Origin of the sequence: Rhodococcus sp. WY5 (assembly GCF_018588185.1) — a bacterium.
Lineage (GTDB): Bacteria > Actinomycetota > Actinomycetes > Mycobacteriales > Mycobacteriaceae > Rhodococcus_F > Rhodococcus_F qingshengii.
On record NZ_JAAMPR010000001.1, the window covers coordinates 1,336,898 to 1,363,242 of the forward strand.

The following is a 26,345-nucleotide window of genomic DNA, read 5'->3' on the forward strand; positions in this document are numbered from 1 at the left end:
GACGTGACCGCGTCCTCGCGAGCGTGGAGACGAGTGATGACGACGATCGGTGTCGTTGCCCTGTTGCTGGGCGTCCTGTTGATCGTGGTCGAGGCGCATGCCCCAACCGCGGGGGTGCTCGGTGCGCTTGGAGCACTCATGATCGGTGCCGGCGTGTGGATGCTCTTCACGTCCGACGGTATCGGGCAATTGATCGCGATCCCGGTGACGGCGGGGGTCGCGGTAGTCGGCCTGGGCGTGGTGGCGGTAGCGAGTCGAAAAGCGCTTACCGCGCGCCGCGCTCCCGTGCGTACGGGGACGGAATCTCTTGTCGGCTCGGACGCGACCGTTCGCAGTTGGACCGGTGTGCAGGGTCAGGTCGAGCTCGACGGCGGATTATGGCGTGCTCGAATGGAATTCGGGTACGACGATTCTGTGCCCGCCGTGGGCGAATCCGTCGTCGTAGAGCAGGTTCGAGGCCTGACTCTGAAAGTGCGCCGTCGTGAACCGTGGGAGCTGCCGCTATGACCACCGTGCTTGTCGTGTTGTCCGTGTTTGTCGTGCTGATTGCAGTCCTTGTGGGCATGTCGGTGAGAGTTCTGCGCGAGTACGAGCGCGCGGTGGTGTTCCGCCTCGGTCGACTGATCACCTTGAAGGGTCCTGGTCTGGTGATTCTGGTGCCGGCGATCGATCGCATGGAGCGGGTCAGTCTGCGAACCGTCACGCTGAAGATACCGGTCCAAGAAGTGATCACTCGCGACAACGTCCCCGTGAAGGTCACCGCCGTCACGTACTTTCGGGTCGTCGACGCTGACCGTTCGATAGTCGAGGTCGAGGATTTTCTGGCCGCCACCTCACAGATCGCCCAGACCACACTGCGCTCCATTCTCGGTAAAGCTGAGTTGGACTCGCTGCTCTCCGAACGTGAACGGCTCAACGAGGACTTGCAGAAGGTAATCGATCAGCAGACCGAGCCGTGGGGAGTCAAGGTCACGACCGTCGAGATCAAGGACGTCGAGATTCCGGCCAACATGCAGCGCGCCATCGCCAGGCAAGCAGAGGCCGAACGAGAGCGGCGAGCCAAGATCATCAACGCCGACGCCGAGTTTCAGGCTTCGGCCAAGCTCGCCGAGGCGGCCGAGGTGATCAGCCGCAATCCGACCACCCTGCAGTTGCGTTATCTGCAGACACTTCACGAGATCGGTAGCGAGAACAACTCCACCGTTGTCTTCCCCTTGCCGCTGGATCTTGTCCGGCCCTTTATCGGTGGCGGAGTTGCGGCGACTCCCGCGACCCAAGAACCTGCCCGTTTCGCCTGGAATGCGAAAGTTGTTGATTAGCATCTAGTTTCGGTTATCCGCCCTTGTATTCGAAACTATGTTCGATTAGACTTTCGGCATGGACAGTCGGGATGCATGGCAACTGGATAGCGAGGACCTCAAGAGTGAGGTCCTGGATCTGGTGCGCGCCCGGCACGAATTGCAGTCGCGGATGGTGTTGCTGATCGTGGAGATGTTTTCCCGGGAGGTTCTCGGTGGGAAGGGTTTTCGGGCGATCGCGCAGTGGTTGCACGGGTCGACGAATCTGGAGATCGGTGAGTGCAGCCTGCTCGTCGGCTTGGCGCGGTTGTTGATGCTCGAACCTGTTGTCGCGGATGCATTCCATCGCGGCGATGTGGATGCGTTGAAAGCCCGTCAGGTGGCGTCGTTTTGTCAGCATCCGCCCAAGAACATGACCCTGGCGGATGTGGACAAGGCCCGCGGGATCTTGCTTGGCCTGGCGTCGAAGAACATCGCGGATTGTGATGCGGTGCGGGCGGCGATCCGGCGGATCGAGAAGCAGTACGGCAAGCGCGAGGACGGCGTTCCGGTTGGTGAGGATTCGGAGCGTAACGAGTTCTACGCGTCGAAAGGTTTGTACGGGCGCGTGTCGGTGAAGGGTGACCTAGATGCTGTGAACGGGGCGCGTCTGATCACGTTGTTGTCGAGTCTGTCGGCGCCGACGCCGGAGAAGGACGGTGTCAAGGACACCCGTACGCCGGCGCTGCGGCGGGCGGACGGGTTCTGCGAGTTGTTGCGGCGGTACGAGCGGGCGGGGTTGGGTCCGATCGAGGGCGGGGTGAAACCGCACATCACGGTGACCGCGTCGGCAAAAGATATGACGGACCTTAAAGTTCTGAAAGACCTCCTGCCGTCCACTGAGGAGTTGGGGTTCGCGTGGGCGGATTGGGTGGGCCCGATCAGTATCGATACTGCGCGGATGCTGGCGTGCGACTGCACCGTCACCCGGATCCTCCTGGATGAGAGTGGTGTTCCGCTCGACTGCGGCAAAGAAGCAAGGACCGCGACGGTACCCCAGCGGCGGGCGTTGGCGGTTCGTGATGGTGGGTGTGCGTTTCCGGGGTGCGGGACACCGTCGGGGTGGTGCGATGCTCACCATATTGTTCACTGGAATGATGGTGGCCCAACAGATCTCGACAATCTGATTCTGTTGTGCGGTCATCATCACCGGACGCTGCATCACACGGAGTGGCGGGTGGAGATCGGTCCGGATCGGAAATCGGTGTTCTATCCGCCGATGTCGATGGATCCGTATCAACAGCCGATCGGCGGGAACAGCCCACCCACAGCAGCCTGAACGGGCGCAACTGAATACGTACACACCGGGGCATAGCCATGCCCCGGTGTGTACGGCGTGTGCGGTCAGAGCATCGTCGAGATATGGTCCGGCAGCGCGACACCGGAGTCGAGATCCTCGGACGGGATCGGTTCACCGAAGTGCGTAGCTGCGGGAACTACTCCAGCCCAAACGGTTTCGATACCGATGTCGGCGGCATCGTCACCGGGGCCGCCGGTGCGAGCCTTGACGGAAGCCTCGTACAACGGCAGCGCAAGAACGATGGTTGCCGCCATTTCCTTGCGCGTGTGATCCCGCAAGTGTTGGGAACGTCCGGGAACCACCTGGTCGACGATCAGATTCAAAGCCTTCACGCGTTCGTCGCCGTCGGTCACGACTCGAGGTGATCCGATGATGACGCCGCTGCGGTAGTTCATCGAGTGGTGGAAGCCCGACCGAGCCAACACGAGCCCGTCGAGGATCGTGATGGTGATGCAGATTTCGCTGTCGGGAGCCAAGCTCCGTGAAGCGACTGAACCGTGAACATAAATAGATCCGCCGCGGTCGGGGCCGTCGAGGTCGAACCCGTAGGCGGTGGGAAACACCATGGGAACTCCGCCGACGGTCACACCCATGTGGCACAGCTTCGCGGACTGCAAGACGTCGACGAGTGCCGCGCGTTCTGCGACGCCGTGGTGGCGGGCGCGCTTGTGCGTCGTACGTGTCGTCGGGGACAGCGGAATAGGTGCAGTGGGGGCAGGAGCAGGGGCAGCAAAGACAACGGAATCTGTCATGCAGACAATGCTGGTGGCAAAGTGGCTTCAAGTCATGGTCCAATCAGTGGAGACTTCGATAGGCCACTTCGATTTGCCACTTCCGGGAGGGTTCTGAATGTTTCTGCCTTCGGCGGTAGCCGTCGTCCTCGACCGGACAGATCGGCGGGCGCTCCCGGTCCAGATTGCCGACCACCTCAGAGCTGATATCCGCAGTGGTAAGGCGGCAGTGGGTCTGAGGTTACCCAGTTCCCGGAAGCTGGCGGCGGAGCTCGAGGTGGCGCGGGGCGTCGTGGAACGGGCGTATGAGCAGTTGATCGCCGAGGGTTGGCTTGTCGCTGTGCACGGCTCAGGCACCTTCGTTGCCGAGGCGCCCTCCCCCATGGTCACTCCCACGACTACACCGAAGAAGGCCGCCGACAAGATGTCACCCAGGGTGCAGCTCCGGCCGGGCGTGCCGTGGACGCCACCGCGTGCATCGGCAGCGTGGCGGCGGGCGTGGCGTGACGTCGGGTCCAAACCGCCACCTTTCGAGGATCCCGATCCTGCGGGTGACTACGAATTGCGTTCGGCACTATCGGAATTACTGGCAAGAGCCCGCGGAATGTCGGTTGAACCCGAGAGAATCCTGATCACCTCAGGTGCCACGCATGGTCTCGGCCTCGCCCTGTCGGCTCTGCGTACCCGTGGTGCTGTTCTGGCGATGGAAGATCCCGGATACCGGTATGCGTCCTCGGCCGCTACAGCCTGTGGATGGTCGCTGCTCGACGTGCCCGTCGACGCTCATGGTCTCTGTGTCGACCAACTCGAAACTGCGTCGGAGAGCGTCCGTGGCGTGTATGTGACACCGTCCCATCAGTATCCGACGGGTGGGCTGCTTCCGGTAGGTCGGCGCAACCAGTTGATCGAGTTCGCCCGCGTCCGCGACGTCGTCCTGTTCGAGGACGACTACGACTCCGAATTCCGTTACGACGTAGCGCCTTTGCCTGCGCTTGCCCAGTTGGCTCCTGATCGGGTGGTGTATCTCGGAACAGTTGCCAAGACGCTCGGCGCCGGAATTCGATTGGGCTGGTTGGTGGCTCCCCTCGACCTGGTCGACCGCATAGCAGTACACCGCAAGCGAATCGGCGACTTCCCGTCGGTTCCGCTGCAGCAAGCACTCCTGTCCCTGCTCCGTGACGGCGAATGGGATCGAGCGGTGCGTACCGCCCGGCGCAGATACCGGGAGCGTGATCGGGCGGTCGAGGAAGCGCTGTCATCGTTCGGTGAACTGCGGGGTCTCGGCGCCGGCATGCACACGACGCTCATGCTCGACGCGGATCTGGCAGCGACCGTCGCTCGCGAGGCGCTCCTGCACGGCGTCGAAGTGCCCACCCTGGTCGAGTCCACCCGAACGCACGGAGACCCCGGCGGATTGGTCATCGGCTACGGGCGAGTGGAATCCGCGGACCTCGAATATGCGCTCGAGGTGATAGCCGAGTGCCTCGCACGTCACAGCGCGTGAAGTCTCGTTGATCGGGAGTGCGGCAACGGATGGGCGTGGTCCAGTTCTAGCGTCTGCTCGTGACGATCCGAAGCCAGACCTTTCCGCACCTGCTCGCACCAGGCACCATCGGCCCGATGACCGTGCCCAATCGCGTGGTTCTCCCTGCGATGGACATGAACCTGTGTGAAGACGGGGAAATCGAAAAGGGCGACATCGACCACTTCGTGGCGCGTGCAGCTGGTGGAACGGGTCTGATCATCACCGGTTGCTGCGCTGTTGCGTATCCGCTGGGCTGCACCAGCCGCAAGGAACCGGGGCTTTCGGAAGACCGGTTCATCCCCGGTCTCAAGGCGTTGGCCGACGCAGTCCACGACGCAGGCAGCAAGCTCTGTGTGCAGATGACACACCACGGCAAGGTGGCGCGCATCGATACCCTCGACGGCCGACCGCAGTTGGTCCCGTCCACGCCGAAGCCGCCGGGTGACATGAGCGCGATGGCCGATTGCACGCCAGAAGAACTGGGCAAGATGGCTGCCATCAACGAGGGCAAGAGGGCTACGTACCACGAGGCAACCAAGGAAGATCTTGATTGGCTGGTTCGCATGTTCGCCGAGGCTGCCGGACGGGTGAAGGCGGCGGGCGGCGACGCCGTCGAGATTCACTGTGCCCACAACTACGTCCTCGGAGCGTTCCTGAGTCGGTACACGAATCAGCGCGGCGACGAGTACGGAGGTTCCATGGAGAACCGTGCTCGCCTCGCTTGTGAGGTCATTCGGGCGGTCAAGGAGGAGGTCGGTGGTGCGCTTGCCGTCATCGTGCGTCTGGCCGGTCAAGAGTACGGCGAAACCGACGGGCTGACGGTCGACGAGGCTGCTGCGGCCGCGAAGATGCTCGAAGAGGCCGGAGCTGACGCCATTCATGTCACCGGTACCGCGCTGAATGCTTTTGCCAACTTCACCGACGGACCACTGCCCGACAAGGTCGGCTACTACACCGACAATGCAACGCGAATCAAGCAGGCGATATCGATCCCCGTGATCACCGTCGGACGTATGCTCCCCGAGGTCGGCGAGAAGATGATCGCGGAAGGTCGCACGGACTTCGCCGCAATGGGCCGTCAGCTCCTGGCCGATCCACAGCTGGTGAACAAACTCAAAGACGGTGTACCCGAGCGGGTTCGGCCTTGCATCAATTGCTACGTCTGCGTGCAGGAGAACTTCTGGGACGAGACCCCGCTGTGCGCGGTGAACCCTGCCCTGGGCAACGAAGCGCTGCTCCCCTTCGTTCGGACCAGCACTCCGAAACACGTTGTTGTGGTCGGAGCGGGCCCCGGTGGTCTCGAAACGGCTCGCGTGGCCGCTGAACGTGGGCACCGAGTCACGGTGTTGGACAAATCCGATCGCCTCGGCGGCACCCTGTGGTTCTCGAGCCTCACTACCCCGGACAACGGGCGTCTGCTCAGCTGGTTGAAAGTGGAAATCGAGCGTCTCGGTGTCGATGTTCGACTGAAGACCGAAGCCTCGGTTGCTTCGATCCGGGCACTGAACCCCGACGCCGTAGTCGTGGCCACCGGTGCGGTTCGTGAGCGGCCTAGCGTTCCGGGCGGTGATCTCCCGCACGTGCACACCGGTGATTCGTTGCGCGCGTTGATGACCGGAGCGGGAGACGTCTCACAGGTACCGCCGTTCCTGCGGACGATGGCCAAGTTGGGCAAGCTGTCCGGTATCACCAAGAGCCCCGCGGCGATCCGAGCTGTGACCCGCAAGTTCCTGCCCATGGGTAAGGACGTTGTCGTGATCGGTGGTTCGCTTGTCGGACTCGAGCTTGCGGAGTTCCTGGCCGAGCGAGGTCGCACTGTGACGCTGATCGAAGAAGGCCAGCAGTTGGGCATTCCGATGGCGATGCCGCGCCGCTGGACGGCGGTGCGCCACGCCAAGCATGTCGGTGTGAACATTCACCGCAATTCAACGGTGCAGCGCATCACCAAGGAGCACGTCGAATTCCGTTCCGGTGACAAGACACTGACCGCTCCGGCCGACATGGTTGTCGTCGCCTCGGGAGTGTCGGCGCAGGCGCCACTGGCCGATTCTCTGATCGGCGTCGTCTCCGACGTGCACGTGGTCGGTGACGCGGTGAACGTCGACTACATCGAGGGCGCGATGCACACGGCGTGGAAAGTCGCGATGGATCTGTAGTTCAGCGTCAGGTAGCGCTTTGTGCCGCAACGATGTCCGGCCACCAGCGGGCCGCGACATCGGGGTGCGCACGTAGTCGACTCTTGAGGGCATTCGCCCCGTAGGAATCGTGGATCGGGTTGTTCGCGTCCACGGTGACACCGGTGGCGCGCGCCGCCAGCTCGGGCGGTAGGTCGAACTCCGGGATCTGCGCTGCGTAGTTCGGGTTGAAGAAGAACGGCACCGAGATACGTTCACCGTCGCCCTCGGGTGAAACTACCCGGTGCACAGTCGCTTTCAAGTAGCCGCCGGTAGCGACCTCGAGCAGTTCGCCGATGTTGACCACCAGCGCCCCGTCGATCGGCGGCGCGTCGATCCAGTCGCCGTCGTGCTCGACCTGCAGACCGCCTTTGCCCGGTTCGACATAGAGCAGAGTCAGCACACCCGCGTCCTTGTGTCCGCCGACGCCCTGGGAGCCGGCACCTTTCGGGCGGCCCGGGTATCGCACCACCTTGATGAGGATCGACGGATCGTGAGCGAACGCGTCGTCGAAGATGTTCGCATCCTGACCCAGGGCTACCGCCCATTCGCGTAAGAGGCTCAATGCGATCGAGGTGAGCGTGTCGTTCCACTCGGTGATGACGTCGCGAAGTTCGGGAAGGGCGTCGGGCCACTGGTTGGGGCCCTGCAGGATCTCCCAGGCCGGTGAGGTGTCGGTGCGCTCGGCCGCGGGCTGTTCGGCCCCGATGTCGATCTGCTCGCGCCAGTCCTGCTTGCCTTCGGTCAGTTCGCCGCCGAGCCGGGTGTACCCACGGAAGTGCGGGCTGCGGACGTTCTCGATCGCGAGCTTCTCGGCAGTGGGAAGCGCGAAGAACTCGCGGGCGACGGCGAGGAGGCGGCGCTGCAGTTCGTCGGGAATTCCGTGGCCGACCAGGTAGAAGAATCCGACCTCGTGGGTGGCCTCGCGGAGCTGAGTGCGGAACTGCTCGGCGGTGTCGGGGTTCTGCGCAAGCGACAGATCGAGCACTGGCAGCGACGTAATCGACATGGGGTCCTCGATCCGTGTGATGGTTCTGATGTCCATCATTCCACGCTGAGCGGCACCCGGACCCGCACGGCAATTCGGCAGCCGCGGGCGTGATTACCCGCGCGGATGCGGAAACACCCTGCGGATAACAGAATCGGGGCCTTGCGCCGTTGGCGCAAGACCCCGAATCAGTGTGAGTCGAATTAAGCTTCGTCTGCGCCGATGATGAACGCTTCGAGCTCGATGCGAGCCTTGTCGTCGGCCATCTGGACCGGCGGGGACTTCATCAGGTAAGCGGAAGCCGGGTAAACCGGTCCACCGATGCCGCGGTCCTTGGCGATCTTGGCTGCGCGGACGGCGTCGATGATGATGCCGGCAGAGTTGGGCGAATCCCAGACCTCGAGCTTGTACTCCAGGTTCAGGGGAGCGTCACCGAAGGCGCGGCCTTCGAGACGGACGTATGCCCACTTGCGGTCGTCGAGCCACTCCACGTAGTCCGAGGGACCGATGTGGACGTTGCGGTCGTGAACCTTGCCGGCAAGTGCGCCGGTCAGGTTGGACGTCACGGCCTGGGTCTTGGAAACCTTCTTGGACTCCAGGCGATCACGCTCGAGCATGTTCTTGAAGTCCATGTTTCCACCGACGTTGAGCTGGTAGGTGCGATCCAGCACGACGCCGCGGTCTTCGAACAGCTTCGCCATCACGCGGTGTGTGATGGTGGCGCCGACCTGGCTCTTGATGTCGTCGCCGACGATCGGGACGCCGGCGACCTTGAACTTGGCAGCCCACTCCGGGTCGGAAGCGATGAAGACGGGCAGAGCGTTGACGAATGCCACGCCTGCGTCGATCGCGCACTGTGCGTAGAACTTGTCAGCGTCGTCGGAACCGACGGGCAGGTAGGAGACGAGGACGTCGACCTGAGCGTCCTTGAGTGCCTTGACGACGTCGACGGGCTCGGCGTCGGACAGCTCGATGGTCTCGGCGTAGTACTTGCCGATGCCGTCGAGGGTCGGGCCACGCTGAACGGGAACGTCCAGGGGCGGGACGTCGGCGATCTTGATGGTGTTGTTCTCGCTCGCGAGGATCGCCTCGGAGAGGTCGAAGCCGACCTTCTTGGCGTCGACGTCGAACGCAGCGACGAACTGCACGTCGCGGACGTGGTACTTACCGAACTTGACGTGCATGAGGCCGGGGACCGTCTGGGTCTCGTCGGCATCCTTGTAGTAGTGGACGCCCTGAACCAGGGACGAGGCGCAGTTACCCACGCCCACAATGGCTACGCGCACCGCGGTGCTGTTCTCACCCATGGTCGGGTTCTCCTTCTTTCCGGGATGTTCCTGTTGTCGATTGCTCGGCTGCGATCAATTCGTTGAGCCAACGCACTTCGCGTTCACTCGATTCGAGTCCGAGCTGATGGAGCTGACGGGTATAGCGGTCCAGCGATCCGCTGGCCCGACCGACGGCCTCGCGGAGCCCCTCACGGCGCTCCTCGACCTGACGTCGCCTGCCTTCGAGGATCCGCATCCGCGCTTCTGCGGGGGTGCGGCTGAAGAAGGCGAGGTGAACGCCGAAACCGTCGTCGGTGTAGTTCTGCGGCCCGGTGTCGGCGACCAGTTCGGTGAACCGTTGCCGACCTTCCGGAGTGAGCTGGTAGACGCGACGCGCCCGACGCTTGAGCGTGCCGGTGGCAGTGTCGACGTCTTCCGAGATCAATCCGTCGGCTTGCATGCGCCGCAGTGCCGGGTACAGCGATCCGTACGAGAACGCGCGGAATGCGCCGAGCAGACCAGTGAGCCGCTTACGCAGCTCGTATCCGTGCATCGGTGACTCGAGGAGCAGCCCGAGGATTGCGAGTTCGAGCAACTGACAAACCTCCCGAGTCGTTGAACCTAACCGCTTGATGCGATAACCAACTATATCGCGCCGATATATAAAACCACACTGCGGCCCGATACGTGTACCAAGGTGTCACGCGTAGATCAGGGGGTGAACGGGTAGATCGACATGATCTCGCCATCGAGGCCGGCGGTCAGGTGACCGCTTTCGTCGAGGTCGTTGCCGACGTGAATTTCGATGGTCGGCACGGTTTCGGAGCTCTCGATCATGAGGTACTGCGTGGTCGGATTCTGCACGGAGGTGGTGGTTCCGGCGCCGTCGAGCAGGGCGATCACGATGCGAGGATCGAGCTGTCTGACGTCGATCTGTGTCACGTCGGGTTCGCGTGATCCTCCTGAAGTCGTGTCCTCGAGGTCGCCTCGGTAGTAGCTGTCCAGGCTCTTGCGCGGCGCGGCAGGATCGGCGCGCGTTACGCGTGCATAAGTGGGATAGATGGTCATCTCGTCGACCAGTCCGCTGCCGTACTCCGTTTCGATGGCATGGAACATCGCCCCCAGGCCGTCGACGGTGTGTAACTGTGGCTCGGGGCTCGAGAAGATCGTGACGTCGGACGCGGCGTATTTGATTCCGAAACCGACAGCCGAGACCAGTGACAGAGCGATGATCACAAGGGCGATCAAACGCGTGTCGAGCGAAGGTTCTGTCCGGAGAACAGGCAGAGACGCCTCGGTCTGCAGATCGGACGTCAAATCTTCGAGATCGCCGAGAGTGACTGCAACCGCGGCGAGTTCGGTCAATTCGTCGTGCTCGGTCGCCGTGAGTTGCCCGTCGGCGAAGGCGGAGTCCAGCACTGCGCATGTAGCCTCGCGATCTGCATTGCGAGCGCGGGTGGTCCTGGTCAGATCGTTCGGCATGTCCGGGGCCTATCGAGGAGTGAAGGGAGACAAGCGGATCGGGCGGCCATCCGGGGTCAAATCCATTGAGCCGCTCGCGCCGAGTTCGTTGCTGGCGTAGATGGAAATGCGTGGCTCCTGGCCCGACGAACTCATGCTGATATGTGTGATCTCGGCGTCGGGGACGTTGAGATTTGCGGACGCTCCTGCCAGATATCCGGCGAGTTTGTCGATGTCGACGGCAGCGAGGTCGAAGGTGACGGTGCTGGCCGCTCGAGTCGACGTGCTGTCGCGTGGTGTGAAACCGCCTCGAAAGTCGATGTCCTCCTCCACATTCGGCGAGATAGCGGCTGCGCGACTGACGCTTGCATGGCCGTCGTAGAAGCTCGCAGAATCGATCACCGTCGTGCCGTACTTGTTGTTGTACCGGGTGATGAACTCCCGTATTCCGCTTGCGGTGACCGTGTTCAGCGTCGAACTCACGATGGGCGCAAGTGGTTCGGCCCCCTGGGCTGCCGCCGGTGGAGACGGTGGGGGTGAATCGTCGGCGGACAAGGTGAGAAACCCGATCAGGGTTGCGAATGCAACCGATGCGGCCGCGAGGTACCAGATCTTGTCGATACGACGAACTTTGGCGACGGCGTTGCGCAGCGTTGCTTTCTGCAGATCGCGGACCAGCAGATCGAGCTGGCCGAGGGTGGTCGCGGTCATGGCCGCAGCCGTTCGGTTCGCGTGCTCGTCGACCGTGATCTGTCCGTCGGACAGAGCCGTATCGAGAACGGCGCAGGTATCGGAACGGTCGACGTCGCGCGCACGGGTGCGCGTAGAGGTAGTAGTCGGGGACCCACTCACCGGCTCACCCTAGCTCCCGTACGGGTAGGAACGAGAGATCTCGCCCCACGGCGTGACCTCGATGCGTCCTTGGTGGCCGAGTCCGTTCTCTGCATAGATCGCGATCTCCGGGACGCCGTAGTTCGCGTCCACGATCAAGTGGGTGATCGCGGCGTCCGAAACATTGACATAGTCGCCGATGTTCACCATGTACGGCGCGAGCTTGTCGATCTGGATGGAACCGAGGTCGAAGGTCGGCTGGCCCGTTCGCCGCGGAATGGACGTCACTTCCCTCTCGAAGCCGTCGCGAAAACTGATGGACTCGGTGAGAGCGGGAGCATCGGGGACCGCCCGGCTCACTGAGGAGTAGTCGCCGTGGAAGCTGGCGTCGTCTACGAACATGTCACCGAACTCTTCTCGATACCTCTCGATGAATGCGCCGATTCCTTCCGGCGTCAACGTGTCGATGTGTGCGATCAGGATCGGTTCGACGGTCGGCTCCGGCACCGGGGTGGTGGTCGGCAACGGCGGAGCGAGGGAAGTAGTGCTGGCATAACTGGCTGTGATGTCTTCCGAGGGCGTCAACGGTGACCGACTCCACGCCACTGCTGCGATCGCGCCGACGACGATCAGAGCAGCAGCACCGACGAACACGGCCTTTCGTGCCGTCGACGTCCGAGGCACCGTTTTGGTCTCGATCTTCGGCACCTGCAGATCGTTGACCAGGCGTGCGAGTGCGAGCAGGGTCTTCGCGGACTTCGCCTTCTCGGTCCGGTCGAAGTAGTCCTCCGCGCTCAACTGCCCTTCGGCGTACGCGGCGTCCAACACATTGCACGTTTCGACGCGATCAAGATCACGAGCGCGCGTCATCGGAGAACGAGAAGACTTCACAGGAAGTGATCGTAATGGCTGGTCGCCATGCCCCCAGCCCCCGAAATGTGTTCATCGTGACCCTCCCGAACCGTCCGTCGCGGCACGGACGCACGTACGCTGGTCAGGTGCGGATACAGCGGCAAGTTGTGGACTACGCGCTCGCGCGTCGGTCTGTGCTGGCCGAAGTGTCTGCGGGTCGGACCGACGTCAAGCAGGTGTGTGACGCCGATCCGTACCTACTCAGAGCCGCGAAGTTCCACGGCCGGGGCAGCGACGTCGTCTGCCCCATTTGCCGCAAGGAACAGTTGACGCTCGTGTCCTGGGTGTTCGGCGACAAGCTCGGTCAGGTTTCGGGATCGGCCCGAACCTCGGACGAGCTCGCTCGGCTTGCGGAAACAGCAGAGGAGTTCACGGTGCACGTTGTAGAGGTGTGCCGTACCTGCAGTTGGAACCACTTGGTGCAGTCCTATGTGCTCGGCGCAGTACCTGCGCCGCCGCGACCGCGGCGAGCACGCCCACCAAGCCGGCGCACCGCCAGCGAGTAACGCCACACCCGAAGAAGGGCCCGATCGAAGTCTGCACGTGATCGGTCCGTGACCACTGGAGATTTGATTCGTGAGTTCCCCCAGCAACAACAACCCGGGCGGCAACAACCCGGGTGGCCGTCCCGTCGGTCCCAACCGTCCCGCCGGACCTCCTCAGGGTCGTCCGCCGCAGGGACGTCCCATGGGCCCACCACCGCAGGGACGCCCTCCGATGGGTCCGCCCCCTCAGGGTCGTCCGCCGCAAGGTCGTCCGATGGGACCCCCGCCCCAGGGTCGTCCGCCGCAAGCCCGACCTTCGGGCCCGCCTCCTCAGGGCCGCCCCGCCGGTCCCCCTCCTCAGGGTCGTCCGCCGCAAGGCCGACCTGCCGGCCCGCCGCCTCGAGATCGCGCCGTAGGCGCTCAAGGAGATCGCGCCTCCGGCACTCAGGCGAACGAACCGACCCAGCGCGTCGCGGCAGCAGCAGCGACCACCCGTAGCAACGCGGGCACCCGCCCGCCGGTCGGACCTCCGCCGACGAAGCCGCCGACAGGTGGCTCCGGTGGCGGTGGCAACGACGGACAACCCCCGAAGGGAAGAAAGAGCACCGTGAAGAAGAAGTCCAAGTGGCGCACAGTTCGCCGCTCGGCCTACGTCTTGGTGGCGCTCGGTCTTGTTCTGCCCGTCCTTGCCTTCATGGCCGCGTACATCGTGCAGGACGTCCCCAAGCCCGGTGACCAAAAGACCAATCAGGTGGCGACGGTCTTTGCCGCCGACGGAAGCACCGTGATCGCTACCGTCGTCCCGCCGGACGAAGGTAACCGCGTCGAGGTCTCGCTCGATCAGGTGCCGATGCACGTTCGTAACGCCGTTCTGGCCGCAGAGGACCGCGATTTCTACTCGAACCCGGGCTTCTCGATCTCCGGTTTCGCGCGCGCAGCCCGTGACAACGTCCTCGGTCGCGACAGTGCCGGTGGTGGATCGACCATCACTCAGCAGTACGTGAAGACCGCGCTCGTCGGCTCGGAGCGTTCGCTGACGCGAAAGATGAAGGAACTCGTTCTCTCCTCGAAGATGGCCAACGAGTGGTCCAAGGACGACATTCTTGCCGCATACCTGAACACCATCTACTTCGGTCGTGGTGCGTACGGTATCGAAGCCGCGTCCAAGGCTTACTTCGGTAAGCCCGTCGACCAGCTGTCCATCGAAGAAGGCGCCGTCCTGGCGTCGTCGATCCAGCTTCCGTCGCTCCTCGATCCCGAGACCAACCCGACAGGCGCGAAGTCCCGCTGGGATTACGTGCTCGACGGCATGGTGTCTGCAGGCACGCTGGATCAGGCCGCGCGCACGCCGATGCAGTACCCCGCATACATCCCGCTCGCCCAGGTCGACAACAGCAGCCAGGGCTCGACCGGCCCCGAGGGCCTGATCAAGCGTCAGGTGCTCAAGGAGATCGGCGACGCTGGAATCAGCGAGCAGTTGCTCAACACCGAGGGCTTGCAGATCACCACGACCATCGACCCGCAGGCTCAGGCCGCAGCGGTCGAGGCAGCCCGTTCCAATATGGAGGGCGAGCCGGAGAACCTGCGTACCGCAGTTGTCTCGGTCGATCCGAAGACCGGAGCCGTCAAGGCGTACTACGGCGGTGAGGACGGCGCGGGATACGACTTCGCGAATGCCGGACTTCAGACCGGTTCCTCGTTCAAGGTGTTCGGCCTCGCAGCCGCCCTGGATCAGGGAATCCCGCTCTCGCAGATGTACGACAGCTCACCGCTGACCGTCAACGGCATCTCCATCGGCAACGTCGAAGGTGAAAGCTGCGGCACCTGCACCATCGCAGAGGCGCTCAAGCGTTCGCTGAACACCAGCTTCTACCGTCAGATGCTCAGCCTCGACGGCAACGGCCCGCAGGAAATCGCGGACATCGCTCACAAGGCAGGCATCCCGAAGGACATCCCGGGTGTCGGCCCGTCGCTCACCGAGGCCGACGGTTCCGGCCCCAACAACGGCATCGTGCTCGGCCAGTACCAGGCCCGCGTGCTCGACATGGCGTCGTCGTACGCGACACTCGCCGCGTCCGGTACGTATCACGCACCGCACTTCGTGCAGAAGGTCGTCGCGGCCGACGGCACCGTGCTGCTGGACCGCGGCGCGCCCGCCGGTGAAGACCGCATCGACGCTGCCGTGGCGGACAACGTGACGGCTGCGATGCAGCCGATCGCGGCGTACTCGCGCGGTCACAACCTGGCCGGCGGACGTCTGTCGGCGTCGAAGACAGGTACCGCGCAGCTCGGTGACACCGGAGCCAACAAGGACGCGTGGATGGTCGGCTACACGCCGTCGCTTTCGACCGCGGTCTGGGTCGGAACTCCCGACGGTGAAGCGATCACCAATTCCGGTGGCGCGATGATCTACGGCTCAGGTCTGCCTTCGGACATCTGGAAGGACACGATGGACGGCGCCCTCGAGGGCACCGACAACGAGAAGTTCCCGACGCCGGGCAAGATCAACGGTCAAGCCGGTGGTGTTCCGGAGTACACGGCTCCCGCACCGCCCAAGACGTCGGCGCCGCCGACCACCGCACCGACGACGACGGAAACCACTCCGCCGCCCGTGGTGACAACGACGCAGGTCGAGGTTCTGCCGGGCATCACGATCCCGATTCCGGGCATCTCCCGGCCGACGACAACCACGCCACAGGTACCAGGGGCAGGCGAGACCACCGAGGAAGAACCGGCAGGTGTGAGCCCCGGCCAGTAGTTGGAGGGTGGTCGGTTCGAAAGACGGTAACCTCGCGGAGTGGCCGCGAATGCTGATGATGCCGAACCGACCTCCCCCGCTCCGCTGGCCGAAGATCTTCGTTCGGCGGATTGGCGGGACGTTCCCAGTCGCAACGACGCGATGGTGTCTGCGCTGTCGGGAACCGTCGGCGGTCCGGTAGGTCGTCACGCACTGATCGGGCGCACTCGCTTCTTCACACCGATGCGAGTGATCCTTCTGCTCGCCGTGGTGTTCTTGGCTTTCGGCTGGTTCGCCAAGGCGGGCTGTATTCAGCAGGCGCCGGTCGGCGAGAGCGGGCAGGTCGGCCTCGACTGGAGTGGCAGCCGTCAGTACGTGGCGATGTGTTACTCCGATACCGTTCCGCTGTACGGAGCCGAGCGCCTCGATCAGGGAGCATTCCCGTACAAGACGTCGTGGGAAGAAGTACGCGGCGACGGTTCGATCCAGATGCGGTACATGGAGTATCCGGTCATCTCGGGGCTCTACCAGTACGGCGCAATGAAAGTCGCGAAGGCGTGGGATTCGATCACCTGGCTGCCGGGCGCGATTCAGGTGGCGCTCTATTTCAACGTCGTGGCGTTCGGGTTGGCGTTGGCGTGGCTGGTCACCGTGTGGGCGAGCACCCTGCTGGCCGGACGACGAGTGTGGGACGGCGCTCTCATCGCGTGTTCCCCGTTGGTGATCGTGCACGTGTTCACGAACTTCGATCCTCTGGCGACGGCGTTCGCGGCGGGTGGGTTGTTGGCATGGGCACGTAAGCGGCCCGTGCTCGCGGGAATCCTGCTCGGCCTGGGCGGCGCTGCGAAGCTCTACCCGCTGCTCCTACTGGGACCGCTCTTGGTCCTGTGTCTGCGCGCGGGCAAGACGAGGGACTGGCTGGTGACCGCTCTCAGCGCGGTCGCGGCATGGCTTGCGGTGAACCTGCCCATTGCCGCGCTGTACCCCCATGGTTGGTACGAGTTCTTCCGGCTCAACTCCGAACGCGGGGCCGATCCGGATTCGCTCTACAACGTGATCGCGTCGTTCACGTCGTGGAAGGGCCTCGACGGTCCTCTCGCACAGGGTGAGTCACCGTCGAATCTCAACGCCGTCTCTCTGCTTTTGTTCGTGGCCGTCTGCATCGGTGTCGGATACGTCGCCCTGACGGCGCAGCGTCGTCCGCGAGTTGCGCAGCTGTGCTTCCTGTTGGTGGCGGGCTTCCTGCTCACCAACAAGGTGTGGAGCCCGCAGTATTCTCTGTGGCTGGTGCCGCTGGCCGTGTTGGCCTTGCCGCACCGCAGACTCCTGCTCGCGTGGATGACCATCGACGCCCTGGTCTGGGTTCCACGAATGATGTATTACCTCGGGGTGTCCAACAAGGGGCTGCCCGAGCAGTGGTTCACCGGAACGGTCGTGATCCGGGACATCGCGGTACTCGTTCTGTGCGCGCTGGTGCTCCGGCAGATCTACCGGCCGTCGGAGGATCTCGTGCGGTACGGGTTCATCGACGATCCGGCGGGCGGTGTTCTCGATCAAGCACCGGACAAACAACCTGCCTGGCTACCCGGTTGGTTGAAGCCGTCCAAGGCGAAGGAACCGGAAACCGTCGCGGTCTGAGGTCACCACTCGTCGAGGGTGGTGTACCCGTCCTGGACCGCGCGGGCGAACAACGCTGCCTTCGTGGGAGCCGGCCGCCCGACGTCGCTGTACTTCGTGCGGATCCGAGTGATGTGTGTGTTGACGGTGCAGACGCGTAGGCCGAGTGTCTCGGCGACCTCGGACTTGGAATCCGAACGTAGCCAGGCAAGAAGTACTTCGATCTCGCGGACGCTCAGCTTCGGCTTGTGCTTGCCGTGCTTGGGGTTGCCGACTCGGGACACGTTTGCCTCGATCTTCGGAGAAATGCCGATTGAAGACATGCGAGTAGCGCCTTTCGACGGAGGGGATGGGCGTCGACTGCCGTATTTGCAGAAGGGCTGCTGGCTCAGGGTGCGACCGAGACGAGTATTTCGATCGAGGTGTCTCAGTGGAACGGGTGCAACTCTCTCGATACAGAGTCCATACAACGGACAAATCCCCTACCTGCTCCGATAGAGTGCGTCGCTATGAACTCGAAGGCGGAAGCCGGTACGCACAATCAGGTCGATCCCGCCCGGATCGAGTCGCGTGGGCAGTTTGCTGAGATCTGTGGGACGTGTCGAACGCAGCGTCGCTCCGGGTGGCCGCGACGGTGGGTGGATTCGAAAGCTACGCATTAGCAGTGTCTTTCAGCGCCGACGGAACGCTGTTGGCCGCTGGAAGTGCGGATCACGGTGTCGCCGTGTGGGACGTACGCACACCGTCGGCACCCGAGGAACTCGCTCGTCTCGTCGGCCCCGAGGGCGCAATCTATTCGATCTCGTTCAACCGCGCCGGTGATCGGCTCGCTGCCGGTGTCGGCGACGGAACCGTCTGGCTCTGGGATATCGAGACGCCCTCGCGGTCAACACGATTTGCGACGCTGTCCGCCTACCCGGGTCGCGTCAACGACGCTCAGTTCGCCGGCGAGAGTGACATGATCGCGGGTAGCGGGTCGGACAAGACCGTTCGCTTGTGGGGAATCGACCCCGACGGCGTCGTTGATCGATTGTGCCGCACCGCAGGATCTCCCATCACGGAAGCCGAATGGGAGCGGTACCTGCCCGGTGTTCCCTACCAGGATCCGTGTGCCGGCTGACGTGGGTCAGTTCATCCAGAACTCGAGCGCCGGTTCCCGACCCAGCTCGCCTCCGCTGCCGGTGATCACCAGTCCGGCGGAGGTGAGCTTGTACGTCACGTCCTTGTTGGTGACGGTGAATCCGTTGCCGGTGGGCGTCGGATCGTCGAGTTCGATGGTGGCGCCGTCGCTCAGCCGTTGACCCTTGTAGTAGTAACGCCCGACTCCGGTTTCGCAGATGACGATTCGTGATCCGGTCGTGACGGCGATGGCGACGGCGGGATTGGTGGAGTTGCAACTGGGGCCGCCGGAGATGAAGCCCTGACGGTTGGTGCCCGAGACGGTCGGCGCTGGTCCGATCGAGGTTGTGACGCGTGGGGGCGTCGTCGTTTTCGGCGCTGTGGTGGGTGCACTCGGCGCCCGAGTCGTGGTCGTGGAGTACGAGTACGGCGTCGTATAGGTGAGACTCCGCGAACTCGCTTCATTGGCGGCGTTGCCGAAAGCGGCGGCGAGCAGCCCGAAGAACGCGATCCACACGATCACGGCCAGGATGCCGAGTGCGGTGAAGATGTAGCCGATGATCAGTCCGGCAAGGGCGAGTCCGTCGCCTTCTTCGCCGGTCCGTTTGATCTGGCCGCGAGCGATGTGCCCGAAGACGATCCCCAACGGCGCGATGAGGAACGCGAAGACGAGGGCGAGTACCGCGAGTGTGTTCGTCGGCCGCCTGCCGTACGGATCGGGCTGCCCGTACGGAGCCGGTTGCCAATTCTGATTGCCCTGGTACCCGTACCCACCCTGATCGCTCATGAGGTGAATCTTGGCATGGACTTCGTCGAAGAGTGCAGGTGATGGCTAGTTTCGGGTACGTGTCTCGAGCTGAGGTGCGATGGTCGGCCAATCGTCGTCGGTCATCGCGAACAGCGCTGTTGTACGCCAACTGCCGTCGACACGGCGTCGGTGCTTGCGCAGCAGGCCCTCGAACTGAGCGCCGAGCTTTGCGATCGCGGCCCTGGACTGTTCGTTGAACTCGTCCGTGTGCCACTCGACGCGTACGGCTTCGAGCTGGTCGAAGGCGTAACGAAGCAGGAGCAGCTTCGATTCGGGATTGATCCCGGTTCCCTGAACCGATCGCGACAACCACGTGTATCCGATTGCAAGACTGCGGTTTACCGGGTCGATCTGGTACATGGACGTGGTGCCGACCACGGCGTTCGTCGCGATGTTCACCTGCGCAAAGGCGATCCGATTAGGGTCGTCGGTTGCTGCAGCGATGTACTTCTGTGCCTGTTCCCGATCGGTGATGGGCGATGCGGTCCAACGAAAGATCGCCGGGTCGTCGGCAGCAGCGAGCAGAGCGTCGGTGTGCGCGACGCCCAGGGGTTCGAGTCGGACACGATCACCGGTCAGCGTCGGTGATTCGAACCATGATGCAGTCATCAGGCGTGCTCCCGTGAGTGAGTCGGAAGGTTGTTGTCGGAGTTGGCAATCTGATCGGTCCCACCGGCAAGCGGATACCGCAACGGGACTCGCAGGAACAGGAAGAAGAACACGGCGAGCAGGATGACGTGGCCCCACACGCTCGCCTGGACGACGGCCTCGTACTTGCTCGGATCGAGATTCATGTCCAGTTGGTAGAAGTACCGGAAGATGCCGATACCCAACGCTGCGTCGGCGATCAGATAGGCGACGATCCAGAACCACCGGATCTTGAACAGTACGAGGAAAGGCAGGATCCACAGTGTGTACTGCGGTGAATTGACCTTGTGCAGCAACACGAATCCGCACAGCATCGCGGCACTGACCGCAATCCACGGAAAGTAGCCGTCGCGGACGTAGCGGCGCCAACCCAGATACATCGCGAGCGCGAACGACAACAGGATCATCACCGGAGACAGGATGCTCACCAGTGCGTCGTAGTCGGCGTTGAGCTCGCGAACTCCGAAACCGTAGAACGGGCGCAAACCCCAGAACCACACCGAGTTGGTGGTGATGTCCGCGCTTCGCTTCTCCTGGAAGCTGAACGACGCGCGCCAGCCTTCGTAGGAAATGAGGGCGAACGGCAGGTTGACGAGGACGACGGTGACGATCGCCGCGCCCGCCGTCATCAGCGCCCCACGAACGTCGTAGCGCTTGCCTTCGGTGCCGCGTAGAAGCACGTAGGCCATGAGCGGTAGCACGAACATTCCCGGGTACAGCTTCAAACAGAAACCGATCGCCAGGATGACGGCCGCCAGAACCGCGCGAGTTCGCAGCGGGATCCGCTCGAACGTCATCAGGAAGATCGCGCCGACGCTGGTGGCCACCACCGGGAGCTCCCAGTTGTGGAATGCGTACAGAACCAGGGGCGGAGTCGCCGACCACACGAGCGCGTACGCGCCGCTCATCTTGCCGAGCATCCACGCCGTGAGCAGTCCGAAAGGAGCCAGGATCAGGGCCGAGTGCAGAAGGAAATCGGTGTCGGTATGTGAGCCGATACCGCCCAGCCACATCAGAATTCCGCTGAGCACCGGGTATTCGACGGTTCCGCCGGTCAGGAATCCTTCGGGCGTTATCCCTCCGGTGACGAAGGGGAACAGATGCTGATCGATACCTCGTCCGAGCCAGAGCAACTGAATGTCGGAGTAGCAGACGTCGATGTTCTTGTTGACGTCGAAGTTCAGGCTTCGACCGTCGGGCGCGAACGGTGCACCGCCGCATCTGGCCTTGTTGAAATAGCCCAGCGCCATCGTCAGCCCGCACAATCCGACGACCAACGCCAGGATCGACGCCGGGGTCTTGCGGTCTGTTCGCATGATTCTCACCCTAGGGGGCGCAGTGGCTCGCGGGGTGATGCGTCTGCGCCACGCGTCGCGCATCGACCTGGCGGTCTTCCCGGAGGGCCGGGACGATTTCCCTGGTCAAGGCCCCTCGTGTAACCTACGAGGGTTGCTGACGCAACGACCCTCCTGCCACGGATAGTCCGTGGCCGTTTTCACTTAGTCCACAGGAGGTGATGAGGTCTTATGCGTCATTACGAATTGATGGTCATCCTTGACCCCAGCCTGGACGAGCGCACTGTCGCTCCTTCACTGGATACGTTCCTCAATGTTGTGCGCCAGCACGGCGGCACGATCGACAAGGTCGATGTCTGGGGTAAGCGTCGTCTCGCCTACGAGATCCTGAAGCATGCTGAAGGTATCTACGCGGTGATCGACATCAACGCCACTCCCGCCACCGTCGCTGAGCTCGATCGTCAGCTCGGTCTGAACGAGTCGGTTCTGCGCACGAAGGTTCTGCGCCACAACAAGTAATTACTGTCGGTAGCGAGCTCTACTCTCGCGCCCAACGGTCTTACATCAATGCAGGAGGAACCACATGGCTGGCGACACCATCATCACCGTCATCGGAAACCTGACGGCTGATCCTGAACTTCGTTTCACCCCGGCGGGTGCCGCGGTTGCAAACTTCACGGTTGCTTCCACGCCCCGCACCTTCGACCGTAATTCCAATGAATGGAAAGACGGCGATGCGCTGTTCATGCGTTGCAACATCTGGCGCGAAGCAGCCGAGAACGTCGCGGAGAGCTTGACCCGTGGTTCACGAGTAATCGTGAGCGGCCGGCTCAAGCAGCGTTCGTACGAAACTCGCGAGGGCGAAAAGCGAACTGTCGTCGAGCTCGAAGTCGATGAAATCGGTCCTTCACTGAAGTACGCCACGGCAAAGGTCAACAAGGCCAACCGTGGTGGCGGCGGTGGAGGCGGCAACTTCGGCGGTTCCTCCGGCGGATCGGGTGGCGGACGTCCGAGCGCTGCGCCTTCGGGTGGAGACGATCCTTGGGGCAGTGCGCCTCAGGCTTCGGGCTCCTTCGGTGGTGCGGGCAGCGACGAACCGCCCTTCTGATCCGTACCTGATCAGGAACATCCAGAAAAGAGCAAAGACATGCCGAAGCCGCCCTTGCGCGACAAGGTTATGAAGAAGAAGGTCTGCACCTTCTGCAAAGAGAAGAACACGCAGATCAACTACAAGGACACGACGTTGCTTCGTAAGTACGTCAGCGATCGCGGAAAGATCCGTGCTCGCCGTGTCACCGGCAATTGCGTCCAGCACCAGCGCGACGTTGCCATTGCCGTCAAGAACTCACGTGAGGTAGCACTGCTGCCTTACGCCACCGTGGCTCGCTAAGGAAAGGGAGGAAAGAACATGAAGCTCATCCTCACCGCTGACGTGGACAACCTCGGTGCGCCTGGCGACACCGTGGAGGTCAAGGACGGCTACGGCCGTAACTACCTGCTCCCCCGCGGACTGGCAATCGTCGCCACCCGTGGCGCCGAGAAGCAGGTCGAGGGCATCCGTCGTGCACAGGAAGCGCGCGCTGTGCGCGGCCTGGATCACGCCAAGGAGCTCAAGGCAGCTATCGAGGGCCTCGAGTCCGTAACGCTGACGGTCAAGACCGCCGGTGGCTCGGGCAAGCTCTTCGGTTCGGTTACCGTCGCTGACGTCGCTGCTGCGATCAAGGCTGCCGGTGGACCGGTTGTCGACAAGCGCTCCATCGTGTTGCCGAAGGCTCACATCAAGAACACGGGCAAGCACGCCGTGGTCGTGAACCTGCACCCCGATGTGGTTGCCAAGTTCAACCTGAACGTCGTCGGCGCATAGTCGACTGTTCGTCTCGCCGGGCCCCGCACACTTCGGTGTGCGGGGCCCGACGTTTTGTTTCGGGGTGCGGTGTGCCGCCTGACAGCGTCCCGAATCGGACCTGGGGATAACTCTCACACTGTGATGTTCGACTTGGTGATCAGTGACGAATCGGGCGAGGCAACACGCCCGACACGCCGACGCGCCGACTGTGGAAAAACTATTTTCATCAACAGGCCTGTGAAATTGTGGATAGCCATCTACCTGCTCTTTTGTGGTTGCTAAGCAAAGTAGTCCCCAAATGCTCCACAGGCGGTGCACACCGTGGGGCGGGAGTTTCCACAAAGCATCCACAGGTTTATCCACAGTCCGGTTTGTATGCGGACCTACTAGTCCCTAACGTCATCTCGGCGTCTATCTACAGCCCGGCCGAATGCGGCTAGGGGATGTCGGTGGGGGCAGGTACAAATGATGAGGGCGCTGCGGTTTCTGGCAGTGTCGTCGAGTGTTTTACGGGAAGGTCTCGCTTGTGGCTGTTGTAGATGATCGAGGACCTTCCGACTTCTCGGGGCCGGACTACCCGGGCCCTCCCGAGGCCGAGCCCGACCAGGAGTTCGGACGCCAGCCACCTCAGGACATGACTGCCGAGCAGTCGGTGCTCGGCGGCATGCTGCTGAGCAAGGACGCCATCGCTGACGTCCTCGAGGTACTGCGTCCGGGTGACTTCTACCGGCCCGCCCACCAGTCCGTCTACGACGTGATCCTGGACCTCTACAGCCGTGGCGAGCCCGCCGACCCGGTGACGGTCTCCGCCGAGCTCGACCGTCGAGGTGAGCTCCGCCGTATCGGCGGTGCTGCCTATCTGGTGACGCTGACCCAGACAGTGCCCACAGCGGCCAACGCCGCCTTCTATGCCGAGATCGTGGCCGAGAAGTCCGTGCTGCGTCGTCTCGTCGACGCCGGTACTCGCATCGTCCAGTACGGCTACGCCGGCACCGAGGGCCAGGACGTGGCCGAGGTTGTCGACCGCGCGCAGGCCGAGATCTTCGAGGTCACCGAGCGTCGAACCACCGAGGACTTCGTACCCCTCACCGAACTCCTCCAGCCCACGATGGACGAGATCGACTCCATCGCCAGCCGCGGCGGAATTTCCCTCGGTGTGCCCACCGGATTCAAGGATCTCGACGAGATCACCAACGGCCTTCACGCTGGTCAGATGATTATCGTCGCGGCCCGTCCTGGTGTGGGCAAGGCGCTTGCCCTCGATACTCCCCTCGCGACCCCCAGTGGCTGGACCACGATGGGTGACGTTGCTGTCGGCGATCTGTTGATCGACAACCACGGCAAGCCGACGCGGGTTGTTGCCGCTACCGACGTGATGGTTGACCGTCCTTGCTACGAGGTCGAGTTTTCCGATGGAACAGTGTTGGTGGCCGACGAGCAGCATCAGTGGTTGACGGAGACGCGTGCTTCGCGCCGTTCAGCGCAGAACGCCAAGACAGGTTACAACCGCTATAAGAATCAAAAGACATTCGCCGAGGTCCGAACCACGGCGGAGATCGCATCGACGGTGCGATGCGCAACGGCGGATGGCCGCGTTAATCACTCTGTCGTGAATGCCAAGCCGCTCGACCTACCAACGCAGGATCTCCTTGTCCCGCCCTACACACTTGGCGCTTGGCTGGGTGACGGTTCTACCGCTTGCGCACAATTCACAACTGCTGATCCCGAGATCATCATGTTGATCGAGGCCGAAGGCCTGGTTGCAGTTCCGTCCAAGTCGGCGCATTTGCGCTACAGCCTTAAACTAGCTCCGGAAGATCCCGTCGCTCCGCGCGATTGCGTTGTGTGCGGCAAGAGTTTCGTGCCGTTCACCAGTCAGGTGCGCACGTGCGGCCAATCATGTGGCGGTAAAGCCCGCTTCTTGTCGGATCCCGTTCCCGCGCCGACCTGTTCACACTGTGGCGGGCCTTCTATCGGGCTGCGACTTTGCCAGAAGTGCCGCAACGAGTACGGCACGGTACAAGGACGCCTACGTACGGTCGGTGTTCTGGGCAACAAGCACATCCCTGTCCAGTATCTCCGTGGGTCTGAGGCGCAGCGTCGTGCGGTTCTTGCGGGGCTTCTCGACACTGATGGAACTGTGACTGCCGGTGGCTCCGTTCAGTTTTCGGTAACCAACGAGCGCCTCGTCCGCGATGCCCAGGAATTAGTGGTCAGTCTTGGCTATCGCTGCCAAATGAGCACAAAGCGAGTCAACGGTCGCACCGAGGCTTCGTCGACTGCATTCACCTTGACCTTCTCGACTGATGACGAAGTGTTCGGTCTTACGCGGAAAGCGATGCTGCACAAGGAGCGTCGAGCGAGTAAAAGCACTGCGCGCAGCGGATCGCGCTACATTGTCGATGTTCGACCAATTGCGAGTGTTCCGGTTCGCTGCGTCGAGGTCGACAACGCCGACCACATGTACCTGGCCGGTCATTCGATGGTCCCGACGCACAATTCCACGCTCGGAATGGATTTTTTGCGTTCCTGCTCCATCACGCACGGCATGGCCAGCGTCATGTTCTCGTTGGAAATGAGCAAAACCGAGATCGTCATGCGTCTGCTGTCCGCAGAGGCAAAGATCAAGCTCGGTGACATGCGTTCCGGCAAGATGACCGACGACGACTGGACCAAGCTCGCGCGTCGAATGAGTGAGATCAGTGAGGCCCCGCTCTTCATCGACGACTCCCCCAACCTCACGATGATGGAGATTCGCGCAAAAGCGCGGCGGCTCAAGCAGAAACATGACATTCGCCTGATCGTGATCGACTACCTCCAGCTGATGAGCTCGGGTAAAAAGGTCGAGTCCCGTCAGCAGGAAGTCTCCGAATTCTCCCGTAGCCTAAAGCTTTTGGCGAAGGAGCTCGAAGTTCCGGTTGTCGCGATCTGTCAGCTCAACCGTGGTCCCGAGCAGCGAACCGACAAGCGTCCCCAGGTCGCCGACCTTCGTGAGTCCGGTTCACTCGAGCAGGACGCCGACATGGTGATTCTGCTGTACCGCCCCGACGCGACCGAGCGAGACGATCCCCGTGGCGGTGAAGCCGACCTGATTCTGGGTAAGCACCGTAACGGCCCGACCGCGACAATCACTGTGGCGCACCAGCTTCACCTGTCCAAGTTTGTGGACATGGCCCGGGGATAGTGGCTGCCGCCATCGCCTGAAGGTGGGACGGATTTCAGATCTTGTGAGATCCTGCTACAAGCACCAATTCGATTCCACT

25 protein-coding genes are annotated in these 26,345 nt (G+C 62.8%); 14 read left to right on the forward strand and 11 right to left on the reverse strand.

Annotated elements, in window-relative coordinates:
* Positions 1 to 36 precede the first annotated feature (36 nt).
* The 3 genes from G4D79_RS06030 to G4D79_RS06040 are packed head-to-tail and all read left to right on the forward strand — an operon-like array spanning position 37 to position 2,616.
* Positions 37 to 507, forward strand: a complete 471-nt coding sequence (locus G4D79_RS06030) for an NfeD family protein (RefSeq protein ID WP_064689121.1) — start codon at positions 37 to 39, stop codon at positions 505 to 507.
* Positions 504 to 1,319, forward strand: a complete 816-nt coding sequence (locus G4D79_RS06035; protein ID WP_003946040.1) for a slipin family protein — start codon at positions 504 to 506, stop codon at positions 1,317 to 1,319. Before G4D79_RS06030 ends, G4D79_RS06035 begins: the two co-directional genes overlap by 4 nt.
* Before the next feature lie 58 nt (positions 1,320 to 1,377).
* A complete protein-coding gene (locus tag G4D79_RS06040) occupies positions 1,378 to 2,616 on the forward strand; it encodes an HNH endonuclease signature motif containing protein (protein WP_099698557.1) in 1,239 nt (412 codons plus the stop codon).
* Between the two features lie 65 nt (positions 2,617 to 2,681).
* On the opposite strand, the gene G4D79_RS06045 is transcribed toward G4D79_RS06040, so the two are convergent.
* On the reverse strand, positions 2,682 to 3,389 hold the full coding sequence (locus G4D79_RS06045) for a pyridoxamine 5'-phosphate oxidase family protein (protein ID WP_099698556.1): 708 nt from the start codon (positions 3,387 to 3,389) through the stop codon (positions 2,682 to 2,684).
* A 97-nt stretch (positions 3,390 to 3,486) separates the two neighbouring features.
* Here G4D79_RS06045 and G4D79_RS06050 point away from each other — a divergent pair, with 97 nt between their 5' ends.
* Both G4D79_RS06050 and G4D79_RS06055 read left to right on the forward strand, forming a co-directional pair.
* Complete coding sequence (locus G4D79_RS06050; protein WP_099698555.1) at positions 3,487 to 4,872, forward strand: PLP-dependent aminotransferase family protein; 1,386 nt, start codon at positions 3,487 to 3,489, stop codon at positions 4,870 to 4,872.
* A 59-nt stretch (positions 4,873 to 4,931) separates the two neighbouring features.
* A complete protein-coding gene (locus G4D79_RS06055; protein WP_099698554.1) occupies positions 4,932 to 7,049 on the forward strand; it encodes an FAD-dependent oxidoreductase in 2,118 nt (705 codons plus the stop codon).
* 7 nt (positions 7,050 to 7,056) lie between these two features.
* Here G4D79_RS06055 and G4D79_RS06060 read toward each other — a convergent pair whose 3' ends face one another.
* The 6 genes from G4D79_RS06060 to G4D79_RS06085 form a co-directional block, all read right to left on the reverse strand.
* A complete protein-coding gene (locus G4D79_RS06060; RefSeq protein WP_019746062.1) occupies positions 7,057 to 8,115 on the reverse strand; it encodes an isopenicillin N synthase family oxygenase in 1,059 nt (352 codons plus the stop codon).
* A gap of 143 nt (positions 8,116 to 8,258) precedes the next feature.
* The gene (locus tag G4D79_RS06065) at positions 8,259 to 9,362 is read right to left on the reverse strand and encodes an inositol-3-phosphate synthase (protein WP_099698553.1); all 1,104 of its coding nucleotides are present in this window, start codon (positions 9,360 to 9,362) and stop codon (positions 8,259 to 8,261) included.
* A complete protein-coding gene (locus tag G4D79_RS06070) occupies positions 9,355 to 9,918 on the reverse strand; it encodes a PadR family transcriptional regulator (RefSeq protein ID WP_003946014.1) in 564 nt (187 codons plus the stop codon). The genes G4D79_RS06065 and G4D79_RS06070 overlap by 8 nt, the downstream gene beginning before the upstream one ends.
* Before the next feature lie 116 nt (positions 9,919 to 10,034).
* Positions 10,035 to 10,805, reverse strand: a complete 771-nt coding sequence (locus tag G4D79_RS06075; protein WP_054831933.1) for a DUF1707 domain-containing protein — start codon at positions 10,803 to 10,805, stop codon at positions 10,035 to 10,037.
* Between the two features lie 9 nt (positions 10,806 to 10,814).
* The gene (locus tag G4D79_RS06080) at positions 10,815 to 11,636 is read right to left on the reverse strand and encodes a DUF1707 domain-containing protein (RefSeq protein WP_099698552.1); all 822 of its coding nucleotides are present in this window, start codon (positions 11,634 to 11,636) and stop codon (positions 10,815 to 10,817) included.
* A gap of 9 nt (positions 11,637 to 11,645) precedes the next feature.
* Positions 11,646 to 12,485, reverse strand: coding sequence for a DUF1707 domain-containing protein (locus G4D79_RS06085; RefSeq protein ID WP_007735521.1), 840 nt, complete (start codon positions 12,483 to 12,485; stop codon positions 11,646 to 11,648).
* 128 nt (positions 12,486 to 12,613) lie between these two features.
* Here G4D79_RS06085 and G4D79_RS06090 point away from each other — a divergent pair, with 128 nt between their 5' ends.
* The 3 genes from G4D79_RS06090 (at position 12,614) to G4D79_RS06100 (ending at position 17,387) form a co-directional block, all read left to right on the forward strand.
* Positions 12,614 to 13,033: a DUF5318 family protein gene (locus tag G4D79_RS06090; RefSeq protein WP_042448217.1), complete on the forward strand. Its 420-nt coding sequence runs from the start codon at positions 12,614 to 12,616 to the stop codon at positions 13,031 to 13,033.
* 586 nt (positions 13,034 to 13,619) lie between these two features.
* Positions 13,620 to 15,770 carry a transglycosylase domain-containing protein gene (locus G4D79_RS06095; protein ID WP_064689047.1) on the forward strand — a complete coding sequence of 717 codons (2,151 nt, stop codon included), beginning with the start codon at positions 13,620 to 13,622 and terminating at the stop codon, positions 15,768 to 15,770.
* Between the two features lie 39 nt (positions 15,771 to 15,809).
* Positions 15,810 to 17,387 carry a glycosyltransferase family 87 protein gene (locus G4D79_RS06100; protein WP_054826678.1) on the forward strand — a complete coding sequence of 526 codons (1,578 nt, stop codon included), beginning with the start codon at positions 15,810 to 15,812 and terminating at the stop codon, positions 17,385 to 17,387.
* A 2-nt stretch (positions 17,388 to 17,389) separates the two neighbouring features.
* Here G4D79_RS06100 and G4D79_RS06105 read toward each other — a convergent pair whose 3' ends face one another.
* The gene (locus G4D79_RS06105; RefSeq protein ID WP_003941253.1) at positions 17,390 to 17,689 is read right to left on the reverse strand and encodes a LuxR C-terminal-related transcriptional regulator; all 300 of its coding nucleotides are present in this window, start codon (positions 17,687 to 17,689) and stop codon (positions 17,390 to 17,392) included.
* Positions 17,690 to 17,964: 275 nt separating this feature from the next.
* Here G4D79_RS06105 and G4D79_RS06110 point away from each other — a divergent pair, with 275 nt between their 5' ends.
* Entirely contained in the window at positions 17,965 to 18,486 is a 522-nt protein-coding gene (locus G4D79_RS06110; protein WP_235867957.1) for a WD40 repeat domain-containing protein, read from the forward strand.
* 6 nt (positions 18,487 to 18,492) lie between these two features.
* On the opposite strand, the gene G4D79_RS06115 is transcribed toward G4D79_RS06110, so the two are convergent.
* Genes G4D79_RS06115 through G4D79_RS06125 form a run of 3 tightly spaced genes read right to left on the reverse strand, consistent with a single transcriptional unit; the run spans position 18,493 to position 21,257 of the window.
* Positions 18,493 to 19,272: a DUF4190 domain-containing protein gene (locus tag G4D79_RS06115; protein WP_030537127.1), complete on the reverse strand. Its 780-nt coding sequence runs from the start codon at positions 19,270 to 19,272 to the stop codon at positions 18,493 to 18,495.
* 45 nt (positions 19,273 to 19,317) lie between these two features.
* The gene (locus G4D79_RS06120) at positions 19,318 to 19,902 is read right to left on the reverse strand and encodes a GNAT family N-acetyltransferase (RefSeq protein ID WP_099698551.1); all 585 of its coding nucleotides are present in this window, start codon (positions 19,900 to 19,902) and stop codon (positions 19,318 to 19,320) included.
* A complete protein-coding gene (locus tag G4D79_RS06125) occupies positions 19,902 to 21,257 on the reverse strand; it encodes a glycosyltransferase family 87 protein (protein ID WP_007735530.1) in 1,356 nt (451 codons plus the stop codon). Before G4D79_RS06125 ends, G4D79_RS06120 begins: the two co-directional genes overlap by 1 nt.
* A gap of 210 nt (positions 21,258 to 21,467) precedes the next feature.
* Here G4D79_RS06125 and rpsF point away from each other — a divergent pair, with 210 nt between their 5' ends.
* The 5 genes from rpsF (at position 21,468) to dnaB (ending at position 26,266) form a co-directional block, all read left to right on the forward strand.
* Positions 21,468 to 21,755 (forward strand): 30S ribosomal protein S6, encoded by a 288-nt coding sequence (gene rpsF, locus G4D79_RS06130; RefSeq protein WP_003941237.1) that lies wholly within the window; start codon positions 21,468 to 21,470, stop codon positions 21,753 to 21,755.
* A 64-nt stretch (positions 21,756 to 21,819) separates the two neighbouring features.
* Positions 21,820 to 22,344, forward strand: a complete 525-nt coding sequence (locus G4D79_RS06135; protein WP_003941248.1) for a single-stranded DNA-binding protein — start codon at positions 21,820 to 21,822, stop codon at positions 22,342 to 22,344.
* A 39-nt stretch (positions 22,345 to 22,383) separates the two neighbouring features.
* Complete coding sequence (rpsR, locus tag G4D79_RS06140; protein WP_003941245.1) at positions 22,384 to 22,626, forward strand: 30S ribosomal protein S18; 243 nt, start codon at positions 22,384 to 22,386, stop codon at positions 22,624 to 22,626.
* Positions 22,627 to 22,644: 18 nt separating this feature from the next.
* Complete coding sequence (rplI, locus tag G4D79_RS06145; protein WP_007735531.1) at positions 22,645 to 23,100, forward strand: 50S ribosomal protein L9; 456 nt, start codon at positions 22,645 to 22,647, stop codon at positions 23,098 to 23,100.
* A gap of 508 nt (positions 23,101 to 23,608) precedes the next feature.
* The gene (gene dnaB, locus G4D79_RS06150) at positions 23,609 to 26,266 is read left to right on the forward strand and encodes a replicative DNA helicase (RefSeq protein WP_054188361.1); all 2,658 of its coding nucleotides are present in this window, start codon (positions 23,609 to 23,611) and stop codon (positions 26,264 to 26,266) included.
* Positions 26,267 to 26,345: the final 79 nt, after the last annotated feature.